Annotated in this window: 18 protein-coding genes and 1 tRNA gene; 8 read left to right on the top strand and 11 right to left on the bottom strand. The window is 44.4% G+C overall.

The features are described from left to right. Positions 1–19: 19 nt before the first annotated feature. From cysC to AB4232_RS03930, 4 genes are all read left to right on the top strand, one after another. Complete coding sequence (gene cysC / locus AB4232_RS03945) at positions 20–649, top strand: adenylyl-sulfate kinase (protein ID WP_017097239.1); 630 nt, start codon at positions 20–22, stop codon at positions 647–649. Between the two features lie 2 nt (positions 650–651). Then, positions 652–1614, top strand: coding sequence for a DHH family phosphoesterase (locus AB4232_RS03940; RefSeq protein ID WP_017097240.1), 963 nt, complete (start codon positions 652–654; stop codon positions 1612–1614). A 55-nt stretch (positions 1615–1669) separates the two neighbouring features. Further along, positions 1670–3079 (top strand): sulfate adenylyltransferase subunit CysN, encoded by a 1410-nt coding sequence (gene cysN / locus AB4232_RS03935; RefSeq protein WP_372086300.1) that lies wholly within the window; start codon positions 1670–1672, stop codon positions 3077–3079. 244 nt (positions 3080–3323) lie between these two features. Then, the gene (locus tag AB4232_RS03930) at positions 3324–4757 is read left to right on the top strand and encodes a diguanylate cyclase (protein ID WP_372086319.1); all 1434 of its coding nucleotides are present in this window, start codon (positions 3324–3326) and stop codon (positions 4755–4757) included. 127 nt (positions 4758–4884) lie between these two features. Here the strand turns inward: AB4232_RS03930 and AB4232_RS03925 are convergent, their stop codons facing one another. Both AB4232_RS03925 and epmB read right to left on the bottom strand, forming a co-directional pair. After that, positions 4885–5373 (bottom strand): MgtC/SapB family protein, encoded by a 489-nt coding sequence (locus AB4232_RS03925; protein WP_009847921.1) that lies wholly within the window; start codon positions 5371–5373, stop codon positions 4885–4887. A gap of 143 nt (positions 5374–5516) precedes the next feature. After that, complete coding sequence (gene epmB, locus AB4232_RS03920; protein WP_372086297.1) at positions 5517–6539, bottom strand: EF-P beta-lysylation protein EpmB; 1023 nt, start codon at positions 6537–6539, stop codon at positions 5517–5519. Positions 6540–6572: 33 nt separating this feature from the next. Here epmB and efp point away from each other — a divergent pair, with 33 nt between their 5' ends. Then, the gene (gene efp, locus AB4232_RS03915; RefSeq protein ID WP_009847919.1) at positions 6573–7139 is read left to right on the top strand and encodes an elongation factor P; all 567 of its coding nucleotides are present in this window, start codon (positions 6573–6575) and stop codon (positions 7137–7139) included. Positions 7140–7361: 222 nt separating this feature from the next. Here efp and frdD read toward each other — a convergent pair whose 3' ends face one another. Genes frdD through frdA form a run of 4 tightly spaced genes read right to left on the bottom strand, consistent with a single transcriptional unit; the run spans position 7362 to position 10723 of the window. Further along, positions 7362–7739 carry a fumarate reductase subunit FrdD gene (gene frdD, locus AB4232_RS03910; RefSeq protein ID WP_372086295.1) on the bottom strand — a complete coding sequence of 126 codons (378 nt, stop codon included), beginning with the start codon at positions 7737–7739 and terminating at the stop codon, positions 7362–7364. Positions 7740–7750: 11 nt separating this feature from the next. After that, positions 7751–8134 (bottom strand): fumarate reductase subunit FrdC, encoded by a 384-nt coding sequence (gene frdC / locus AB4232_RS03905; RefSeq protein WP_017097244.1) that lies wholly within the window; start codon positions 8132–8134, stop codon positions 7751–7753. A gap of 1 nt (position 8135) precedes the next feature. Then, positions 8136–8900, bottom strand: a complete 765-nt coding sequence (locus AB4232_RS03900; protein ID WP_009847917.1) for a succinate dehydrogenase/fumarate reductase iron-sulfur subunit — start codon at positions 8898–8900, stop codon at positions 8136–8138. Next, positions 8900–10723 (bottom strand): fumarate reductase (quinol) flavoprotein subunit, encoded by a 1824-nt coding sequence (gene frdA / locus AB4232_RS03895; RefSeq protein ID WP_012603097.1) that lies wholly within the window; start codon positions 10721–10723, stop codon positions 8900–8902. Before frdA ends, AB4232_RS03900 begins: the two co-directional genes overlap by 1 nt. Positions 10724–11206: 483 nt before the next feature. On the opposite strand from frdA, the gene epmA reads away from it, so the two are divergent. Then, complete coding sequence (gene epmA, locus AB4232_RS03890) at positions 11207–12178, top strand: elongation factor P--(R)-beta-lysine ligase (protein ID WP_372086292.1); 972 nt, start codon at positions 11207–11209, stop codon at positions 12176–12178. Positions 12179–12237: 59 nt separating this feature from the next. Here the strand turns inward: epmA and AB4232_RS03885 are convergent, their stop codons facing one another. The 5 genes from AB4232_RS03885 to rsgA form a co-directional block, all read right to left on the bottom strand. Continuing rightward, positions 12238–13125 carry a DMT family transporter gene (locus tag AB4232_RS03885; RefSeq protein WP_135383120.1) on the bottom strand — a complete coding sequence of 296 codons (888 nt, stop codon included), beginning with the start codon at positions 13123–13125 and terminating at the stop codon, positions 12238–12240. 160 nt (positions 13126–13285) lie between these two features. Continuing rightward, the gene (locus AB4232_RS03880; protein ID WP_009847913.1) at positions 13286–15166 is read right to left on the bottom strand and encodes a methyl-accepting chemotaxis protein; all 1881 of its coding nucleotides are present in this window, start codon (positions 15164–15166) and stop codon (positions 13286–13288) included. A gap of 291 nt (positions 15167–15457) precedes the next feature. Next, positions 15458–16873 (bottom strand): DASS family sodium-coupled anion symporter, encoded by a 1416-nt coding sequence (locus tag AB4232_RS03875; RefSeq protein ID WP_372086289.1) that lies wholly within the window; start codon positions 16871–16873, stop codon positions 15458–15460. Positions 16874–17206: 333 nt separating this feature from the next. Next, on the bottom strand, positions 17207–18127 hold the full coding sequence (gene asd, locus AB4232_RS03870) for an archaetidylserine decarboxylase (protein ID WP_372086286.1): 921 nt from the start codon (positions 18125–18127) through the stop codon (positions 17207–17209). Between the two features lie 195 nt (positions 18128–18322). Further along, positions 18323–19378, bottom strand: a complete 1056-nt coding sequence (rsgA, locus tag AB4232_RS03865; protein WP_372086284.1) for a small ribosomal subunit biogenesis GTPase RsgA — start codon at positions 19376–19378, stop codon at positions 18323–18325. Positions 19379–19528: 150 nt separating this feature from the next. Here rsgA and orn point away from each other — a divergent pair, with 150 nt between their 5' ends. Further along, positions 19529–20074: an oligoribonuclease gene (orn, locus tag AB4232_RS03860; protein WP_012603103.1), complete on the top strand. Its 546-nt coding sequence runs from the start codon at positions 19529–19531 to the stop codon at positions 20072–20074. 180 nt (positions 20075–20254) lie between these two features. Next, positions 20255–20330: transfer RNA gene (locus AB4232_RS03855), tRNA-Gly, on the top strand. Positions 20331–20421 lie beyond the last annotated feature (91 nt).

Here is a 20421-nt window from a genome sequence, read left to right as displayed (position 1 = left end):
TTTTATATGAGTTGTAAGAATGACCTCTCCCTATGTAGTAAAAGATAATGAGTCTGTTAGCGATGATGTAGTTTGGCATAGCTCCACGGTGACGCATGAGCAACGCTCCGTGCAAAAGCAACAAGTGCCAACGGTGCTTTGGTTTACGGGATTAAGTGGCTCTGGGAAGTCCACTGTTGCCAATGCAGTCGAAAGTAAGCTTCTAAGTTTAGGTAAACATAGCTATTTGCTCGATGGTGACAACGTCCGGCATGGCCTCAATAAGGATCTTGGATTTAGCGACATGGACCGTGTTGAAAACATTCGTCGTATTGGTGAGGTAGCAAAACTGTTTGTGGATTCGGGAACGATAGTATTAACTGCATTTATTTCGCCATTTATTGCTGACCGCGCACAAGTCCGTGAGCTTTTATCTTCAAAGCAATTTCTGGAAGTGTTTATTGACACACCATTATCGGTGTGCGAACGACGAGACCCTAAAGGGTTATACAAGAAAGCACGAGCGGGCGAGATTAAGAATTTTACCGGTATTGATTCAATGTATGAAGCCCCATTAACTCCAGATATTCATGTCGAGACTGAAGGTCAATCTATTGAGGCATGTGCAGATATTGTAGTTAATCAACTTACTAAGTTAGGGTACATTTAATCATGTATTACGATGTATTCAATGGTGATGCTGATGGAATAATTGCTTTACTTCAGTTACGTAAGGCCGACCCAAAATGCTCGAAGCTTGTCACTGGTGTAAAGCGTGACATTGCTCTTTTACAGCGAGTGGTTAAACAAAATGATATCAGTGGCTGCACCATCTTAGATATATCGATGGAAAAAAATATCGATTCACTCTATGAATTGATAGATCTGGATATACCTCTGTTCTATTGTGACCACCATCGTACGGGAGAAGTGCCACAAGCTGATAATTTTACAGCCCTCATTGATTTGGAGGCGAATACTTGTACCAGTTTGTTGATCAACCAGCAGTTAGCGGGGCGGTATGCTGATTGGGCTATAGTTGGTGCTTACGGTGACAATATGTATGTCAATGCTGATCAGTTAGCCGATGTTATCGGATTAAGTTGCAATGAAAGAACATTTTTAAAAGAGTTGGGTACCTTAATCAACTACAACAGTTATGGAACTTCGATTGACGATTTGCACATTGATCCAGCCGAATTGTTTCAACAGCTTATGTGTTATTCTTCACCTTTTGACCTCAAGCGAGATTTAATATCTCCTTATTATGCTCTAAAACAAGGGTATCAGGCCGATTATCAACATGTTGAACTGCTAACGCCGATAGTGTGCACTGACGTGTCTGAAATCTATCTACTGCCATGTGAAGCATGGGCAAAGCGTATCAGTGGTGTGTTTGGAAACGTGCTTGCAAATCAATCACCAGACAAGGCTCATGCAGTACTCACATTGAATGACAATAAGAAAGATTACACCGTGAGTGTTCGTGCACCTTTAAATAATCGTACTGGTGCAGATGAAATTTGCTGTCAGTTTGTTACTGGTGGTGGCCGTAAAGCTGCGGCGGGGATTAACGCCTTACCTATTGAAAATAAAAACGAATTCATTAAAGTTTTAAATAAATTTTATCAATAAATCAAAGTCGGTTTGAAGAGTTGAGTATTTAAACCGGGACCATTAAGGAAAGACCATGTCACATAGTTCAGAGCTAATTTCTCAAGATATTGAAGCATACTTAAAAGTACACGAGAACAAAGATCTGCTGCGCTTTTTAACTTGCGGTAACGTGGATGATGGTAAATCAACACTGATTGGTCGTTTGCTTTTTGATAGTAAACTGATATACGAAGATCAGATGGCTGCGATTGAGAAAGACTCTCAAAAATTCAATACAACCGATGAATCATTTGATCTAGCACTGTTGGTCGATGGCCTGCAATCTGAGCGTGAGCAGGGTATTACTATTGATGTGGCATACCGTTATTTTTCGACAGATAAACGTAAATTCATTATTGCTGACACTCCTGGGCATGAGCAATACACACGTAATATGGTAACTGGGGCGTCAACATGTGATTTAGCGATTGTGATGGTGGATGCCCGCTATGGTATTCAAACTCAAACGCGTCGTCACAGTTATATTTGTTCACTATTGGGTATTAAGCACATCATAGTTGCTATAAATAAGATGGACCTGATGGATTATAGTCAAGATGTGTATCAACAAATCAAAGCTGATTATCGTGAGATGGCTAAGAGCTTCAATATTGACGACATTCGCTTTGTACCCATTTCAGCGTTGAAGGGTGACAATGTGGTAACTCCAAGTGAAAACATGGAGTGGTACCCAGGCTCGACTTTAATGAAACTGCTTGAGACAGTAAAAATCGATCAAGATAAAGATTTAGAGCATATGCGCTTTCCTGTTCAGTACGTTAATCGTCCGAATTTAGATTTTCGCGGTTTTTGTGGCACGTTGGCTTCTGGCCAAGTCAGTGTTGGTGATGAAATAACAGCGTTACCTTCAGGAAAATCATCAAAAATTAAGTCCATATTCACTTATGATGGTGAGTTGGAGTCAGCACTGCCTGGTCAAGCGATTACGATAACACTTGACGATGAAATTGATGTATCTCGCGGGGATATGTTGATTCATAAAGGCTCAAAGCTGCAACTTGTTAACAAGTTTGATGCGTATTTAGTGTGGATGGATGAAAACCCATTGCGTTGCCATAAAGAATATAGTTTCAAGTTTGCAACGAAATCTTGCACAGGTAAGTTGTCAGGTATTCAACATAAAGTTGATGTGAATACTCTTGAACAACACGCTGAAAATTCTGAAACAGTAGAGCTTAATGAAATCGCGTTAACTTCTATCAATTTAACCGATCAAGTTGCTATAGACTTATACAAAGATCTGCCTCAGACAGGTGCCTTTGTGGTGATCGATAGGCATACGAATGTGACAGTAGGGGCTGGTGTTGTGCAGCGTCTGCATTCTGAAGAGGGAGTTAATAAGCGCATTTACTCGCAAGCTGAAAAAGAATTAAACACTTATATAAGAAAGCATTTCCCTGAATGGGGATGCTCAGAAGTTTGATAAATTAAGTTCTACATTCCCTATTTAGTTAATGCTTATTGAACCTATCAACGCCTTTACTTCTATGTTTAGGCGTTATTTTACATCTGCTATCTCACTCCTTAAACGTTACTGTAAGCATGTTATTTTATACTCTTGTTGCGATGTTCTCACTTGTGGGTACAATGTGCGCTAAATTTTCAATGATGACTTATATGCTTTGATTAATCCCCATACCGTCGATTTTAAAAAGGCTTTCTTAAGTCTGACCGTCAGCTTTTTAGTGGTTTTTAGCTTGTTACTTGTTGATTCAGCGGAAGAGTCAGAAAAGCAGTATGGAATTGAAAACCAAGGCGTGACACGCTCTTTAGCGGAGCTTACACAGATTATTAATGCGCTTGAATATAATATTACCGCACTTTATCCGCTGCATGGGGATACCTACGTATTCTCACATGAGCAAAAGGTCGAAGGTGATACGTGTTACTTCATTAGTGAAGAGCAAGCTGCACCTCGATTTGATTTTATGTTCTCTGGCCCAAGTGAGATGTGCGATCTAAAGTCGGAGCTTCATTTAGAAGCAGGTAGGCGCATGTTTATCGCACCCACCATGGCTTACTTTGCGAATACCATTGATACCATCTCTGCGATTTACTTTATCTCCAAAGATAAATTTATTATATCGTCGCCTTCCGATTTCGCCCGTTACATTAAAGGTGACACCTTTGATTCAGTCGTCAATAGTCGCCCTTATTGGGTGAATACGATTCGTTTTGGCTTAGCTCAGGGGCAAGATCAAGTGGTGTATACCGGCCAATACGATGACTACCTAACAGGGAAGAAGGTAGTGACCTTAACCAAAGGTATCTATGTTGATGGTGAGTTTAAAGGAGTACTCGGTGTTGATGGTTACGTCTCTAATCTCGTCTCGAATCCCGTTCATGGATACAAGGTGACGAGCGCAAGAGGAGTAAACAAATATGGACTGTTGGACTTTACCTATTCACGGCCTTTGTATGTCGATGGAGTCAATACTGAGTTATACCTGACTATTGAAGAAGGAAAGAGTGAGCACTTCTTGCATTTGCTGGAACTGGAGCGGGTTCAATTACTGATTTTGTTAGCTTTGTACTTTATCTCAGCACTATGGTTGTGGCGGTTTTATACCAAGCAAGAGCACAAGCGATTGAAGAATTTAGCGATGCTCGACCCATTGACTGGTTTATATAATCGGCGTGGTTTTGAAGCTCGGTTGCTGAACCAAAATGAGGAGCCAATTATTGGTGTTGGCGTATTTGATATCGATGATTTCAAAGTGGTGAATGATCAGTATGGTCATAAGGTGGGAGATGAGGTGATTTGCCATGTTGCTCAGTTAATGCTGAACAGCGTTAGGCAGAAAGATATCGTGGCGAGATTTGGTGGTGAAGAGTTTGTTGTCGCGATTACGGGCGAATCATCCGAATTACTTTCATCGATCTTTGAACGAATTCAAAATGACATTAGTTTACAAAGTTATCGATGCGCGACCGGTGACAAGATTAATATATCAGTCTCTGGGGGAGCGACGCTTTACTCTCTGTTCAAGTTCGACAGCATTGGACACTTGTGGGAAAACCAGAGTATTCGTTCATCAGATGAGCAGCTTTATAAGGCGAAGACCGCAGGCAAGAATCAAGTGTCTATTCACGTACATTAATCTGTGAACTGCAGTTTAGAGCCTAGTCGTTTGCTAGGCTCTTTTTTATCTAAGGAAAAAGACCCTTAAGATGAAACAGTAGCTAAGAATAAAATGCAGATAAGGCCAAGTGTCTTCCGACGAGGTGTTACTTCTTCACGCGGACTTTTCTCATCCACTTCTGGTGAACACCACGGCGTAAGCTCTGGAAGCTGTTTTCTACCTTGTCTACCCCAAGCAGAATCACTAGCGCCATTAGCGTGATAATAACCGACTGCGAAAGGTGGCCAAGTGCGATCATCATACCTAATGCAGCGAGTACCCAGATAATCGCCGCTGACGTTACACCATGAATCTTTCCATCCAATGTCATCATTACCCCTGCACCAAGGAATCCAACCCCCGTAATTATCTGACCAAGTACACGAGCTTGATCGAGAGTGTTGGGGGATAGGCTAATCGCCATGGTGAGGAAGAAGTAAGTACCGCTAATGATAAGGATCGATGTCCGGATCCCGACGGGTTTACCGCGTGTTTGCCTTTCGATTCCGATTAAAGAACCACACAACATGCATGCTGCGAGGCCTGCCCAGCTAAAGGGGGCAAGGTTGAGAGCTTGTTCTATAAATTGTGACATATCACCCCTCCTAAGAATTTAGAATAGAGCCGAGTATGCTAATAATAGACCGGACGATCGAACAAAAAATTTTTGTCGTGAAGGTGCATTTAGCAACGTGTTGTCGTTACAGATAAGCTTAGTCGCTTTTTGAAGCTCGCTCGTTATTCAATGTTTAGGTCGAGTGGTGTTTTGCTACTGCGTCCGCCAATTTCACGGGTTAACTTAGGTACTAGATAGCCAGAAACCTCAGAGATTAATCCCTTAAAGTGGTGTTTCGCTTCTTCATCGGAGATATAGAAATGAGCAGCTCCCTGAACTTTATCAAGTACATGCATGTAGTAAGGTAAAATACCGGCGTCGAATAGCTTTTCACTTAATTTTTTCAATGAGCTAGCGCTGTTATTTACGCCTTTTAGCATTACGCCTTGGTTGAGCAGAGTCGCACCAGTTTGCTTCAGCTTATGGAAGGCTTGCTTGAGCTCTAAGTTGATTTCATTGGCATGATTAATATGGCTAACCATGACTACTTTAAGACGAGTGTTAGCTAATGTTTGGCATAGTTCATCAGTCACTCGCGCCGGAATCACGACAGGTAATCGGCTGTGAATTCGAACGGTTTTCACATGTGGAATTTGTTCGATAGCATTGATCAGCCACTCTAGTTCGCTGTCCTTTGCCATCAGAGGGTCGCCCCCAGATAAGATCACCTCGTTGATTTCCGGATGTTGAGCCACATAATCGAGGCTAGTTTGCCAAACAGATTTTGAGCCTTTGTTGTCTTGGTATGGGAAATGACGGCGGAAGCAGTAGCGGCAGTTAATCGCGCAGCCACCTTTCACGATCATTAGCGCGCGGCTTTTGTATTTATGCAGCAACCCTGGGATCGCGTTTTCTTGTTCTTCCAGTGGGTCAGCAGAATAGCCTTGGTGCACCTCAAACTCTTCACTTAGCGGTAAAACTTGTCTTAGCAAAGGGTCGTGTGGATTGCCTTTTTCCATTCGCTCAACAAAGCTAAGAGGAACTCGAAGTGAAAACAGCTCACGTGCTACGAATCCTTTTTGCCACGGTGTTGGGTCTATTTCCAATGCTTCAAGCAGTTTTGTCGGGTCAGAGATCGCATTCGATAGTTGTTTGAGCCAGTTTTGCTCAACAGATTCGACTTTTCGGGTTATGATATGCGGCATTGAAATTAACTCAAAGATGTGGAAGAGAAAATCATGGCGTCAGTAAGCACCAATGAATTCAAAGGCGGTTTAAAATTCATGTTAGATAACGAGCCTTGCGCAATTATCGACAATGAATACGTTAAGCCAGGTAAAGGCCAAGCGTTTAACCGTGTAAAACTTCGTAAACTGCTGTCAGGCAAAGTGTTAGAGAAAACATTCAAGTCAGGCGAAAGCTTCGAGCTTGCAGATGTTGTTGACGTTGAACTAGGCTACTTATACAACGATGGCGAATTCTACCACTTCATGAACAACGAAACATTTGAGCAAATCGCAGCAGACGTAAAAGCAGTCGCTGATTCAGCAAAATGGTTAGTTGAAAATGACGTTTGTACTCTAACGTTGTGGAATGATAACCCTATCACTGTTACTCCGCCAAACTTTGTTGAGATCGAAGTAACTGAAACTGATCCTGGCCTTAAAGGCGATACACAGGGTACGGGTGGTAAACCTGCAACTCTAGCAACAGGCGCGGTAGTTCGTGTTCCTCTATTCATCGCTATCGGTGAAGTGGTTAAAGTTGATACTCGTACTGGCGAATACGTTGGTCGTGTGAAGTAATTTGATTGTGTCCATCTTGTTTAAGGTGGCTCAGTGAAATAGAAAAGGTCGCTTATGAGCGGCCTTTTTTGTATCTGGCGATCGGAGAAGAGCAGATTCGAGTAAACGAGATTCGACAAGTAACAAAAAAGCAGAACAAGATAATCCTGTTCTGCTTCTAGTATTTTCGTTCCTAAACTCTTCGAATCTCAGTTACCCGAATCTCGAATCTGCTCTTAACTGTTAAATCATAAAAATGAAGATAACAGACAGTGCGCTGATTAGACCTGCAACGAAGTAGCAACCCACTTTACCTGCAACGCCGACGTGGAACTTAAGGTCGTGCATGCCGTGGTGAAGACGGTGCATTGCGTGCCACATTGGCAGTGCTAGCGTACCGATGATGAATAGCGCACCGATAATGCTGGTGGCAAACTCAGAGACACGCTCGTAGCTCATTGCACCCGAATCGATAATGCCCATTGGCACCAAGATACCCAGCACTAGAATCGTGATTGGTGTAATCATCGCGAACCAAGTACCGCCAGCGCCGAATAGGCCCCACCAGATTGGTTCATCAGAGCGTTTCGGATTGTGGTTAACATTGTAATTTGTGTTCATAACGAAGCTCCTTACACCACCATAAGAACGATTAAAGAAATAAATGCCACCGCTGCCCATTGGGTCAGTACGATGATTCTTTTATCTACCAATTTGCCTTTAAGGCGGATTGGCATTACTTGAGGCATCATGCTGAAGAAGGTCTGAGCGTGCAGTAAGCTGCCTAGCAGTGCTACGATGTTGATACCAACAACGATAGGGTTAGCCATAAAGCTCAACCAACCTTCCCACGCTTCAGGGCCTTTCACTAGCGAACCCAAACCGAAGGTTAGGAACAGAGTGAATAGAATCAAAGGCAGTACAGTCGCTTCACGTAGCATGTAGAAGCGGTAGAACGGATGGTTGCTCCACCACGTTCTCTTCATCTCGCGAACATAAGGCTTACGATTGCTCATATTATGCCTCCTCTGCTGTTTTTACTTGCGATCCATCAGGCTTGAACATCGAAATAACGAAGTCCATTGAAGACTCAACTTTGCCTTGGTTTACAGCTGCTGCAGGGTCTACTTTCTTCGGACATACGTCAGAACAGTAACCAACAAACGTACAGCCCCAAGCGCCGTTGTCGCCATTGATAAGCTTCATGCGCTCAGCTTTACCATTGTCACGGCTATCTAGGTTGTAGCGGTGAGCAAGAGCAAGTGCCGCAGGGCCAATGAACTCAGGGTTTAGACCAAACTGAGGACATGCTGCGTAACACAAACCACAGTTGATGCAGCCAGCGAACTGTTTGTACTTCGCCATTTGCTCTGGAGTTTGGATGTTAGTACCGTCTTCTGGCTTACGGTCGTTACCAATGATGTAAGGTTTGATTGCTTCAAGGCGCTCGATAAACGGCGTCATGTCGACAATCAAATCTTTCTCGATTGGGAAGTTAGCCAAAGGCTCAATCTTGAAGCCATTCGGGTAATCACGTAAGAAGCTCTTACATGCCAGTTTTGGCACGCCATCAACCATGATGCCGCAAGAACCACAAATCGCCATACGACAAGACCAACGGTAAGACAGGTCTTTATCTAGGTTATCTTTGATGTAACCAATCGCATCAAGTACCGACATGGTTTCATCAAATGGAACTTCAAAGGTTTGAAAGTGAGGTTCTGCATCGTGCTCAGGGTCATAACGCAGGATTTCAATTTTTTGGATTCGATTCGCTGACATTATGCTTGCTCCTCTTCGCTCTTCTTCGCATTTTCTTCTGCCGCTTTTTCAGCAGCAGCGGCTTTCTCGGCTGCTTCACCGTATAGACGAGCTTTAGGTTGAGATTTAGTAATCTTAACGCCGCTGTAGTCGATAGTTGGTGCTGCATCTTCGTTATAGAAAGATAGAGAATGTTTCAGGAAGTTCACGTCATCACGTTCTGTGCAGTTGTCGTCTAGACGTTGGTGTGCACCGCGAGACTCTTTACGAAGGATCGCTGAGTGAACCATCGCTTCGGCAACTTCAAGGCCGTAACCCACTTCGATAGCGTAAAGTAGGTCAGTGTTGAACACTTTGCCTTTGTCTTTAATGCTGATCTTCTTGTAGCGAGCTTTCAGTTCAGTGATTTTGTCGATGGTTTCTTGCATCAAGTCTTCTTGACGGTAGATACCACAACCCGCTTCCATGGTGTGACCCATTTCAGTACGGATATCAGCCCAGTTCTCATCGCCTTCTTGAGCCAAGATGCCAGCGATACGATCTTCAACCGCTTTCACTTGCTTAGCAATAGACTCTTCGTTCCAGCCTTTGAATTCAGCGGCACGTTTCACGGCTTGTTCACCGGCTACGCGGCCGAATACTACGAATTCAGCAAGAGAGTTAGACCCTAGGCGGTTTGCGCCATGTAGGCCAACTGAAGCACACTCACCAACAGCGAATAGCCCTTTAATGCGAGTTTCACACGTACCGTTGGTTTCAATACCACCCATGGTGTAGTGAACGGTTGGGCGAATTGGGATTGGCTCTTTTGCTGGGTCTACGTTTACGTACGCTTTTGCAAGCTCACAGATAAATGGAAGACGCTCTTGCAGGTACTCTTCACCAAGGTGGCGAAGGTCAAGGTGTACGACATCACCAAGCGGGTGCTTGATGGTGTTGCCTTTCTGCTGCTCGTGCCAGAATGCTTGAGAAACTTTGTCTCGAGGACCAAGTTCCATGTATTTATTTTTCGGCTCGCCCACTGGAGTTTCAGGGCCCATGCCGTAATCTTGCAGGTAACGGTAGCCGTTCTTGTTGACGATGATACCGCCTTCACCACGACAACCTTCGGTCATCAAGATGCCAGTGCCCGGTAGGCCTGTTGGGTGGTATTGAACGAACTCCATATCACGCAGTGGTACACCGTGGCGATAAGCCATTGCCATACCGTCGCCAGTTACGATGCCGCCGTTGGTATTACAGTGGTAAACACGACCTGCGCCACCGGTTGCTAGAACAACAGATTTCGCTTTGATGGTAACAAGCTCACCTTCAGACATATGAATCGCGATTAGGCCTTGTACTTCGCCATCTTCAACGATCAAATCCACCACAAAGTACTCATCAAATCGTTTGATTGTGTCGTACTTCATCGAAGTCTGGAACAGAGTATGAAGCATGTGGAAGCCGGTTTTATCCGCTGCGAACCACGTTCTTTCTACCTTCATACCGCCGAATCGGCGTACGTTTACTTCACCGTTTTCTTTACGACTCCATGGGCAGCCCCATTGTTCCATTTGGATCATTTCGCGAGTCGAGTTTTCAACAAAGTATTCAACAACATCCTGTTCACATAGCCAGTCGCCCCCGCCAACAGTATCGTTGAAGTGGTTATCTAGGCTATCTTCGTCTTTAATTACTGCTGCTGAACCGCCTTCTGCCGCTACCGTGTGCGAACGCATTGGGTAAACTTTAGAAATCAGTGCTACTTCCAATTCAGGATTAGCTTCAGCCGCAGCGATAGCTGTACGAAGACCAGCGCCGCCTGCGCCGATGACTGCGATATCTGTGGTAATTGTCTTCACAGTTATTCTCCAGTGTGATGCGGAGTATTCCGCTGTTATTATAAAAAGCTTATTGGTAGTACTTACTAATTGGCGTTACTTACTAATTAATAGTAAGTAAACGGCATCAACCGTTTATTACCCCTAAGCCTTAAGTGGTAGGTTCAGTGTAAGAGAGGAAGGTATTCGAAAAGTTGATGCATTTGGGTTTTTAGGTCGGTAGTGCATATGGAGGCATAGAATTTATAGGTTATGTGACTGCAATCACGGCAATGAATTGTTGATAACGATTAGCCCACAGGGCTTGTGTTAACGGCTTGTTGAGTATGATTTTTGTTATCAATGTGGATGTGAAATCTGTATTGATAATTGTATTGTAGAACGTAATTTTCTGGCTTCATTAAAACAACATTTCGCTTTCAAGAATAGAAAGATAGAAGCTTACAAAAGCGATGAAAGGTGGTAATTTTCGTCGTCTAAAATTCAGTAATATGGAACTCAATAATGCACTCTACATGGCAACCGGCCGCAACCATTAAGCAGTTAAAGCAACGTGCTGATATCCTAAATCAAATTCGTCAGTTCTTTGTTGAGCGAAACGTGATGGAAGTGGATACGCCTGCGATGAGCCACGCCACGGTGACGGACGTGCATTTACATACCTTTAAAACTGAATTCGTAGGGCCAGGTTATGCGCACGGCCAGCCACTATTCTTTATGACTAGCCCAGAGTTTCATATGAAACGCTTGTTGGCTGCCGGAAGCGGTTGTATTTACCAAATTTGTAAATCTTTTCGCAATGAAGAAAATGGCCGCTATCACAACCCTGAGTTCACTATGTTGGAGTGGTATCGCGTTGGTTTTGATCATCATGATCTGATGGATGAGATGGATCTGCTGTTACAGCAGGTACTTAAATCAGGCACAGCAGAGCGGATGACTTACCAACAAGCCTTTATTGATGTGTTAGGTGTTTGTCCGCTGGAGAACTCGATGGATACGTTGAAGCAAGCGGCTGCACAACTTGGGTTAAGTGATATTGCGGATCCTGAAGAAGATCGCGATACGCTCTTGCAGCTTCTGTTCAGTATTGGGGTGGAAGCAAAGATAGGCCAAGACGTACCTGCGTTTGTTTATGACTTCCCAGCATCGCAAGCTGCGTTAGCTAAGATCAATCCTGATGATTCAAGAGTAGCGGATCGTTTTGAGGTATATTTCAAAGGAATTGAGTTAGCAAACGGCTTCCACGAGTTAGATAAACCGCAAGAACAACTTAAGCGCTTTGAAGATGATAATGCCAAACGTATTGAGATGGGCTTATCACCTCAACCGATTGATCATCACTTGATTGAGGCATTAAAAGCAGGCTTACCAGACTGTGCGGGTGTTGCTTTGGGTATCGACCGTCTGATCATGCTGGCGTTAGGTTATGACCATATCGATGATGTGACGGCTTTTCCTTTCCCACGTTCTTAGCTCTCTATTCAGTTAGTCCTACTTACCGTTTGGCTAACTGACCAGAATCCCAGTACCCACTATCTGACCAAAATACCAGTACCCACTACGGCAACAATGGCACCTATCCAAGCGTAGACGTTCGGTCTCTGCTTGGTGTATAGCCAGAGTATCGGTAACAACATGATTGGTGTGGTTGAAGATAACAGAGCGACCATACCGACATTGCCTTCCTGCAACGCATACAAAATCAACGTCATTCCTACTGCCATCGCTAGAAAACCATTAACCGCGGTAATCGCGAATATCTGCTTATTCATTGGGTTAAGTGCGCGTGAAAGTTTGGCGCCTGTTAAACGAAATGCGGAGTGAGCAACAAAAGCGGTGATCATTCGAATGGCAGAAGCGGCAACAGGGTCGATACTGGTTTGCATCACGGGTTTGGCAATTATGCCGCCCAATGCTTGGCAGATCGCTGCGGTGATTCCCAGTGCGACACCAATCCACACGGTGCCCTTGATGGTTTCAAGCTGGTTGTTGGCTTGTCCTCGACGACCAAAGAATATCGCAGTTAATACACCACTAAACACCAAAGCCGAGCCAATCAGCTCAACAGAAGTCATGCTTTCGCTAAACAGGAAGTAACCAAGAATCGCCGAGAACACGGCGTGACAAGAGAACAGTAAACCCGCTTGGCGCGGTCCCATTCGGTTCAAACAGGCAAATAGGGCGGTATCACCAATGAATATACCAATCAGGCCAGATAGCATCATCGGCGTGATTAGATTGGCTTCGACAGTTGACCAACCTCCGGTAAACCAAGCCATGCTCGATAAGATGATCGCGGTACAACCCATTCTCCAACGGCTATAGGCGAAAGAACCTAAGTGTTGGGCAGGCTTTACTGACATTAGGCTCGCAATGGCCCAAAGAAAAGCGGCAGCTAGAGCTAACCATTCAAATCCCATCTGAATAACATCCTTGTGTCTGGGATAAATTAGCTCATCAATATGCATCAAACCGAACTGAGAACAAAGTGATTCTTATGAAAGAACTACTTTGTTTCAGTTATTAGTTTATGTCAGCTGTCGCTCGGTGGTGTGGTTCACTTACTTTGCTTGAGTCGCGCTACACCTTAAAGCGCTCTACGTCTTGGCGCATTGACTCGGCAGCGCTGCTCATTTCATTTGAGCTATTGCGACTGCTTTCCGCTTGTTGTGCCAAATCGTCTGAGGCATCTTTGATTCCTTGCGTATTACGGCTGATGTCTTCGCTGACCGCGCGTTGCTCTTCCGCAGCACTCGCTATTTGCAGCGCCATATCGTTGATTTCAGTGATTGCCTGAGTGATCTTAGTTAGGCTGCCATGAGCTTGCTCTGCGAAGCCAACGCTGTTCTCTGCTAACTGAGTGCTGGTGGTCATGCTTTCTACGGCATGTTCGGTATTCTTCTGCAGCGTATCAATCATTACGCGGATTTCTTCGGTCGAGCCATGCGTTCTTTGGCTGAGCACTCGGACTTCATCGGCGACAACTGCAAACCCACGACCTTGTTCACCCGCACGAGCGGCTTCAATCGCCGCATTCAATGCCAACAGGTTGGTCTGTTCGGCAATGCCTTGAATGGTGGATAGGATCTGGTTGATGCTTTGAGCATTACTCTCTAATTCACGAATAACATTGGCTGCATCTTCAACCTGAGTTGCAAGGCCTGTAATCGCATCGCGGTTTTGTTGGATAACCTCTTGGCCTTCGTTACAAGCGGTAGCGGATGCCTGAGAAGCGGAGGCGGTTAATTCGGCATGGCTGGCCACTTCAGCTGCGGTGGCGGACATTTCATGAATCGCAGTCGCAATTTGGTTGATGTCGTTTTGTTGATTCTCGACTCGAATCGAAGATTGCGTAGCCAGTTGATTGGCTTTTTCCGCATGGTTGTTTAAGTCGTGACTGTGCTCGATTACGCCCTTAAGCATGCTTTGCATCTGGCTCAAGAACTGGTTCACGAGCTCGGCAAGTTTGCCAATTTCATCCATGCGCTTGATATCAATACGCTGAGTCAGGTCGCCTCTGCCTTGAGCAAGCTGAGTCAGTGCTTCAGACAATGTTTGCAGTGGGTGCAGCAAGCGATTAATCACCATTGTGCTCGCAATCGAAATGACGATGTATAAAATCAAAGAGGTAAGCGTGATAAATTGAATGGCATCGGATACCGCAGAAAATGCCATTTCTTTATCGATCACAATACCCAATGACCAATCGGTATTCGGAACGTTAGCGATGTAGACCATTTTATCGCCTTGACCAGGCCAAGTTAACGTCGTGATCATTTGGTTTTGGAGCAGTTGTGATACTTTGTCGACCGTTAGCTCAGGGTTCAAATTCGTCAGTGGTTTCTGACTCAACTCTTCATCACTGTAGGCGACGATGTTGTTATTACCGTCGACTAAAAAAGCAAAACCGTCATTATCGAGTTTTACATTGAGTACGGTATCAATAATGCTGGTTACGGTTAAGTCTGCCGCGATAACACCCTGTCTTTCACCATTAAATGCTTTAGCGAAACTGATGACAATGCTGCCGTCAAAATCTTGATAAGGTTCGGTAATGATGAGTTCGGATGTCGCGTTTGCATCTTTATACCAAGGGCGGGAGCGTGGGTCGTAGTCTGCTGGCCAATCCTCAGCCTTGTCGCCATAAGCTATACTGCCATCGCTGAATCCTGCATAAACAGACAAGAATTGCCCCGCTTGCTTGGTGATCAATAACTCGCGATCAGAGTTGCTATTGCTTGAAATGGTCGATTCATTGGCAAGCATCATATCACTGCGGATTGATAACCAATCGGCAATGTAGTTCGTCGTACCAACACTCACGTTTTTCACCTGTTGGTTGATCGCGACTTCAGTTTCTTGAGTAAGCTGATTAACAGATATCCAAGCTTGAGCGCCACTTACGACGGCAATAATAACCGCGATAGCGATCTGAATTTTGAACTTAATAGTATGTCTCAAGGTTTATCCCTCCTTCTTGGATAAAAGGCTAATGACAGTGACGCGTTGGATTGCGAACGGATGTGTCTCTGCTAGGTGTCTAGTGTCGTTATATTTAAAGTTCGAAACGTGTTGAAAATCATAATTTAAATATATATATGATTATTTTTAATAAACAGTGAAGTGGAATCACAATTGGTTGCTGCTAAGGTGTTAATTGTTATCAGGATTTATCGTATTAGTTAAAACCTGGTAGCCCGCCAGCTAGCGAGATCACGATTACTAGCTGGACGGAAGGGAGGCATTGACGTGCTAAGTGATAATATACAGCGCGAGGTAGACCATCAGTAAGCCGACAATCCCTAAGATGATACCCATCTTCGCCATATCTTTGCTTTCGATAAGCCCAGTTGAGTAAGCCAGCGAGTTTGGTGGTGTCGATACTGGAAGAATCATCCCGAGCGATGCCGAGAAGGCGACCACAACCAGCAAGCCTTGTAAGCCTCCAATTGCTACTAGGCTTTCCATAGAAGCGCCAATCGCAGCTGCTATCGGCATCAGCAAGTTTGCGGTAGCTGTGTTCGACATGAAATTAGCCATTAGCCAACACACGATAGACAGCGTTAGTACCACTGCAGTCGGCGAGAGCGATTCATAATCAATCGCGTGTGCGAGTGCAGCGGCTAAGCCTGTTTTATCCAAGCCAATCCCAATCGCAATACCACCCGCAACCAGCCACAACACATCCCAGTTAATCAGCTTGAGTTCTTCTTTACCCATGATGCCAGTGAGAGTAAAAACAGCCAGTGGAATGATAGAGACCACATAAGTGTTCATGCCATGCAGTTTGGTGGTCATCCACAATAAGATTGTCGCAGCGAAGGTGACGTAAACCACAATCGCTCGCCAGCTCTTTCTAAATTGTCCATCAAGCTTGAGAACCATATTTCTTTCTTTAGAAGGGAAGAGTTTTTGGAGGAGAAACCAAGCGATGGTGAGTTGGATGATCACAAAGGGTAAGCCCATCATCATCCAGCTAAGAAAGTCGATACTGTTCTCGCCAGTTAGGTATTGCAGTGCGATCGCATTGGGTGGTGTACCTATGGGTGTCGCGATACCACCGGTATTGGCGGCGATTGGAATACACAACACGAGCGCTTTAATCCCCATGTCGCCTTTTGGTGCAGAGGCTACGATAGGACCTAGCAATGCGAGCATCATTACCGTTGTTGCGGTATTTGACATGAACATTGAGAACACGGCGGTGATAAGCATTAAACCCAGCATAATAAAGCGCGGTTCTGTGCCAAATGGTTTGAGCAGCACGCGAGCTAAATTGTTGTCGAGTTCGTATTTGGATGCGGATATCGCAAGAGCAAAGCCACCCATGAAAAGGATGATGATTGGTGACGAAAATGCACCGAAGATGTCGGTATATTTGATTAATTCACCGAGATCGTGTCCTGCTGGTGGGTTTCTAAATAGATGTAAACCCTTGTCGGAAATCATCACCAGTTCAAGCGCAATGATCAGAATTGACGTGGCGAATACTGGAACGGGTTCAAGCACCCACAGTAGAGCTGCTAGTAAGAATATCGCCAACAAGCGGTGTTGAATCAGCGAGAGGTCATCGATAGGTATGGAATCTATTGGCATGAATAACACGCCTAAGGGAATCGCAAAACAAATCAACAGCTTGACCAGAACGCCAATATTGAGTTTAGGCATGTACAAAGACCCCATGAATAAAATATCTTCAAATAGAGTAAGTTATCTGGATTTTTGGTACTTGGAGACGGGTTGTAAAATCGAAAAGTTGTTTAAGGTTTCGACAGTTGTTTTGCTTTTGGTCAATATTTCATCTGGGCAATTAGAGGCAAGAGTGAGAAGCTGCAGGTGGCAGGGCAGGGCAGGGGTTGAGGATTGAGGGTTGAGGTTTGAAAGCTTGGGTTGTTAGAGCTTGAGTAGGAAACGAATTGGTAGAGTTAAGAAAAAGGCGCGTTCTTCTCTGATATAGAAAAAGTAACGCGCCTTGAAAGCTTAATGAATTAACTCTGAGAGTTACGCTTGGTCTGTGTTCTCAGCAGAATCGGCAGCAGCATTATCAGTTGCTTGTGCTTCTTTGCCTGCAATGTGCGCGAAAGGTGTACCAAGAACCGTTTTCTCACCATTCTTCATCGTGTCGTCAAACTTGATCGAATCTTTAGCGAACAGGTTGATAACGGTTGAACCAAGCTTAAAGCGGCCCATCTCTTCGCCTTTCTTCAAGATGATAGCTTTGTCACCTTGTGCAGGGTAATCCCATTTGTAAACCGAGTTACCACGAGGTGGGGTGATGGTACCCGCCCATACTTGCTCGATGCTACCTACGATAGTTGCACCAACCAGCACTTGTGCCATTGGGCCAAACTCAGTATCAAAGATACAAACCACACGCTCGTTACGTGCGAATAGGTTTGGAACGTTCTCTGCCGTTAACGGGTTAACTGAGAACAGGTCTCCGGGAACGTAGATCATCTGACGCAGTGTGCCGTCGCATGGCATGTGCACACGGTGATAATCACTTGGCGACAAGTAAAGCGTTGCGAATTCACCGTCTTTAAACTCATCGGCTAGGTCTGCATCACCACCAAGCAACTCACGTGCTGAGTAGTTATGGTTTTTAGCTTGAATCAGTTGACCATCAGTAATTGGGCCAAACTGACTTACACGTGCATCAGCGGGGTGAACAATCACAGACTCGCCTTCTGCGATAGGGCGCATGCCTTCTTTCAATTCACGCACGAAGAATTCATTGAATGTCTTAAAGTGTTTTGGATCGCTATGCAGCGCTTCATCCATGTTCACTTTGTATTGCTTGATGAACCAGTTGATGATCGCTGTCGTTAAACCGCCCGCTTTAGCAGACGCCAGTTTACCAACTAAACGAGTCAGGCCATGTTGTGGGATCCAGTACTGCAATCCAACTTTAATCTTATCCATTGTATTAATTTTCCGATGCTAATTGTTTTTTGAGACTAATCGTTTTTGATGCTAACTACATTTTCAATGTTATTTATCTTCAAAGAAAGCGAGTTAATGACGGTTTAGGGCGCGAGATGTTACTTAAAATCGCGGCAATTGTCAGTAATCACAGTCATCGTCAGTAAATGCACATGTTTGTTCACAATAATGCGATTATAGATCCGCTTTCTTACTTCGCGAGTACTGACGGTTATCTTTGTTGTCAGCCATTGTTTCAATAATGCGGTGGTAGCTAGCAAAGCGTAAGCGGCTAATTTTTCCGTCTTCAACGGCTTCACGCAGAAGGCATCCTGGGTCGTCATTGTGTTTACAGTCACGGAACTTACAACCACCTAGGTATGGCTTGAATTCAATGAAAGCGTCAGTGACTTCATCGGGTTCTAAATGCCATAGGCCGAATTCACGTACCCCTGGGGAATCGATAAGATCACCACCAGAAGGGAAGTGATACAAACGCGCTGCTGTGGTGGTGTGTTGACCCAGTCCTGAGTTTTCAGAAACTGCACCTTCTTCAATGTCCAGTGTTGGCATCAGTGCATTCACTACGCTGGATTTACCTACGCCAGATTGACCAACGAAAATGTTGATACGATCTTTCAGTTCAGCTTCCAACTCTTTGATGCCGTAACCCGACTCTTTACTCACGAACATGACTTTATAGCCGATTTTCTCGTATATCTTCAGTGTTTCGCGGTATGCGCTAATTTGTTGCTCTGTCAGCAAGTCGACTTTATTGAGTACAACTAAAGGCGCAATATTCACCGTTTCAGAGGCGATCAAGTAGCGGTCGATGATATTAAGTGATAGCTCTGGTAGTACAGCTGAAACGATAACCATTTGGTCTACGTTTGCGGCAACCGGTTTTAGGCCGTCATAGTAGTCAGGACGAGTTAGCATTGACGTTCTAGGCTCAACGGCTTCGACAACACCAGAGATGCCAGCCATTGACTCAAGCCCTGCGCGCCAAGTTACTTTGTCTCCGGAAACTAACGTTTCGATACTACGACGTAAGTTACAACGGTGAACTTCGTTGGTTTCAAGATCTTCGATATCAGCATGTTGACCAAAGCGCGTAATCACGAGTCCGCTTTTTGTTCCGCCAAGCATGTTCTCATCCCACTGGATAGAATCTTCTTTCTTGAGTCGCTTGTTCTGGTTGCTACGTACGCGACGTACCTGACCTTTGGTTAACTTCTTTTTTTTAGCCACAATTTTTCACTTAACACATCTAACTTGATGATTGGGAACTCAAACAGGATGTTGCTACTGCCATATGATTTCGATGGCTCTAAAGCTAGTTTGAGTATAGTTATTTGGGTATAGTACCTCTTTTATACATAAACAAATAGGCGACGCCTTATGTCCTTTAGCGATCAGAACCTTATTTGGGTTGATCTCGAGATGACAGGACTTGATCCTGAAACTCATAAAATCATTGAAATTGCTACTATCGTTACTGATAGTGAGCTTAATATCCTGGCTGAAGGACCTGTTTTGGCTATTCACCAACCTCAGAGTGAATTGGACAAGATGGACGAGTGGTGCACAACGACTCACACCGGCAGTGGCCTAGTGAAACGAATTCAAGACAGTACAGTTTCAGAACAAGATGCCATTCAACAAACGATTGAATTTCTGGAAAAATGGGTACCAAAAGGTAAGTCACCAATTTGTGGCAACAGCATTGGTCAAGATCGCCGATTCTTATACAAGCACATGCCAGAGCTGGAAGAGTACTTCCACTACCGCTATGTTGATGTTAGCACCCTGAAAGAGCTGACTCGCCGTTGGAAGCCTGAAGTGTTAGATGGTTTTTCTAAGTCGGGAAGCCACCTTGCATTAGACGATATTCGAGAGTCTATTGCTGAGCTGCAGTACTATCGAAAAACAATTATTAACATCTAATCAGATCAAATGTTCACGTTTATCTAACTTTTCAGGGACATAAGAGCTATTTTTTTTGCAAATATGTGTGCTTTTACAGCAGTTGAGTAAAAACTTGCTGATTTTTGCATTAAGGACTTGCATCACAAAAAAATGCTCTTATAATTCGCAGCCCTGAACGGCGAAAGACGTTTTCAGTTTGCGATACTAGCTCAGTTGGTAGAGCGCAACCTTGCCAAGGTTGAGGTCATCGGTTCGAACCCGATGTATCGCTCCAGCTTTATACTTTTAGGAAATAAATTCCTAGAGGGTCTCTTAGAGACAAAGACTCATTGACTTAAACAATGCATTCGGACGCGGGATGGAGC

The sequence above is a fragment of the Vibrio sp. 10N.286.46.A8 genome, from assembly GCF_041470165.1.
In the GTDB taxonomy this organism is placed as follows: Bacteria; Pseudomonadota; Gammaproteobacteria; order Enterobacterales; family Vibrionaceae; genus Vibrio; species Vibrio tasmaniensis_A.
Note: the sequence above shows the minus strand (reverse complement) of the source record. Positions and strands in the feature narration are given on the sequence as shown.

Excerpts from the sequence above, each read along its gene's own strand:
- AB4232_RS03900 (WP_009847917.1), bottom strand. The coding sequence starts at position 8,900 with ATGTCAGCGAATCGAATCCAAAAAATTGAAATCCTGCGTTATGACCCT.
- asd (WP_372086286.1), bottom strand. The coding sequence starts at position 18,127 with ATGGATAAGATTAAAGTTGGATTGCAGTACTGGATCCCACAACATGGC.
- AB4232_RS03875 (WP_372086289.1), bottom strand. The coding sequence starts at position 16,873 with ATGCCTAAACTCAATATTGGCGTTCTGGTCAAGCTGTTGATTTGTTTT.
- epmB (WP_372086297.1), bottom strand. The coding sequence starts at position 6,539 with ATGCCGCATATCATAACCCGAAAAGTCGAATCTGTTGAGCAAAACTGG.
- AB4232_RS03885 (WP_135383120.1), bottom strand. The coding sequence starts at position 13,125 with ATGGGATTTGAATGGTTAGCTCTAGCTGCCGCTTTTCTTTGGGCCATT.
- frdC (WP_017097244.1), bottom strand. The coding sequence starts at position 8,134 with ATGAGCAATCGTAAGCCTTATGTTCGCGAGATGAAGAGAACGTGGTGG.
- efp (WP_009847919.1), top strand. The coding sequence starts at position 6,573 with ATGGCGTCAGTAAGCACCAATGAATTCAAAGGCGGTTTAAAATTCATG.
- epmA (WP_372086292.1), top strand. The coding sequence starts at position 11,207 with ATGCACTCTACATGGCAACCGGCCGCAACCATTAAGCAGTTAAAGCAA.
- AB4232_RS03940 (WP_017097240.1), top strand. The coding sequence starts at position 652 with ATGTATTACGATGTATTCAATGGTGATGCTGATGGAATAATTGCTTTA.
- cysN (WP_372086300.1), top strand. The coding sequence starts at position 1,670 with ATGTCACATAGTTCAGAGCTAATTTCTCAAGATATTGAAGCATACTTA.
- AB4232_RS03925 (WP_009847921.1), bottom strand. The coding sequence starts at position 5,373 with ATGTCACAATTTATAGAACAAGCTCTCAACCTTGCCCCCTTTAGCTGG.
- orn (WP_012603103.1), top strand. The coding sequence starts at position 19,529 with ATGTCCTTTAGCGATCAGAACCTTATTTGGGTTGATCTCGAGATGACA.
- cysC (WP_017097239.1), top strand. The coding sequence starts at position 20 with ATGACCTCTCCCTATGTAGTAAAAGATAATGAGTCTGTTAGCGATGAT.
- frdD (WP_372086295.1), bottom strand. The coding sequence starts at position 7,739 with ATGAACACAAATTACAATGTTAACCACAATCCGAAACGCTCTGATGAA.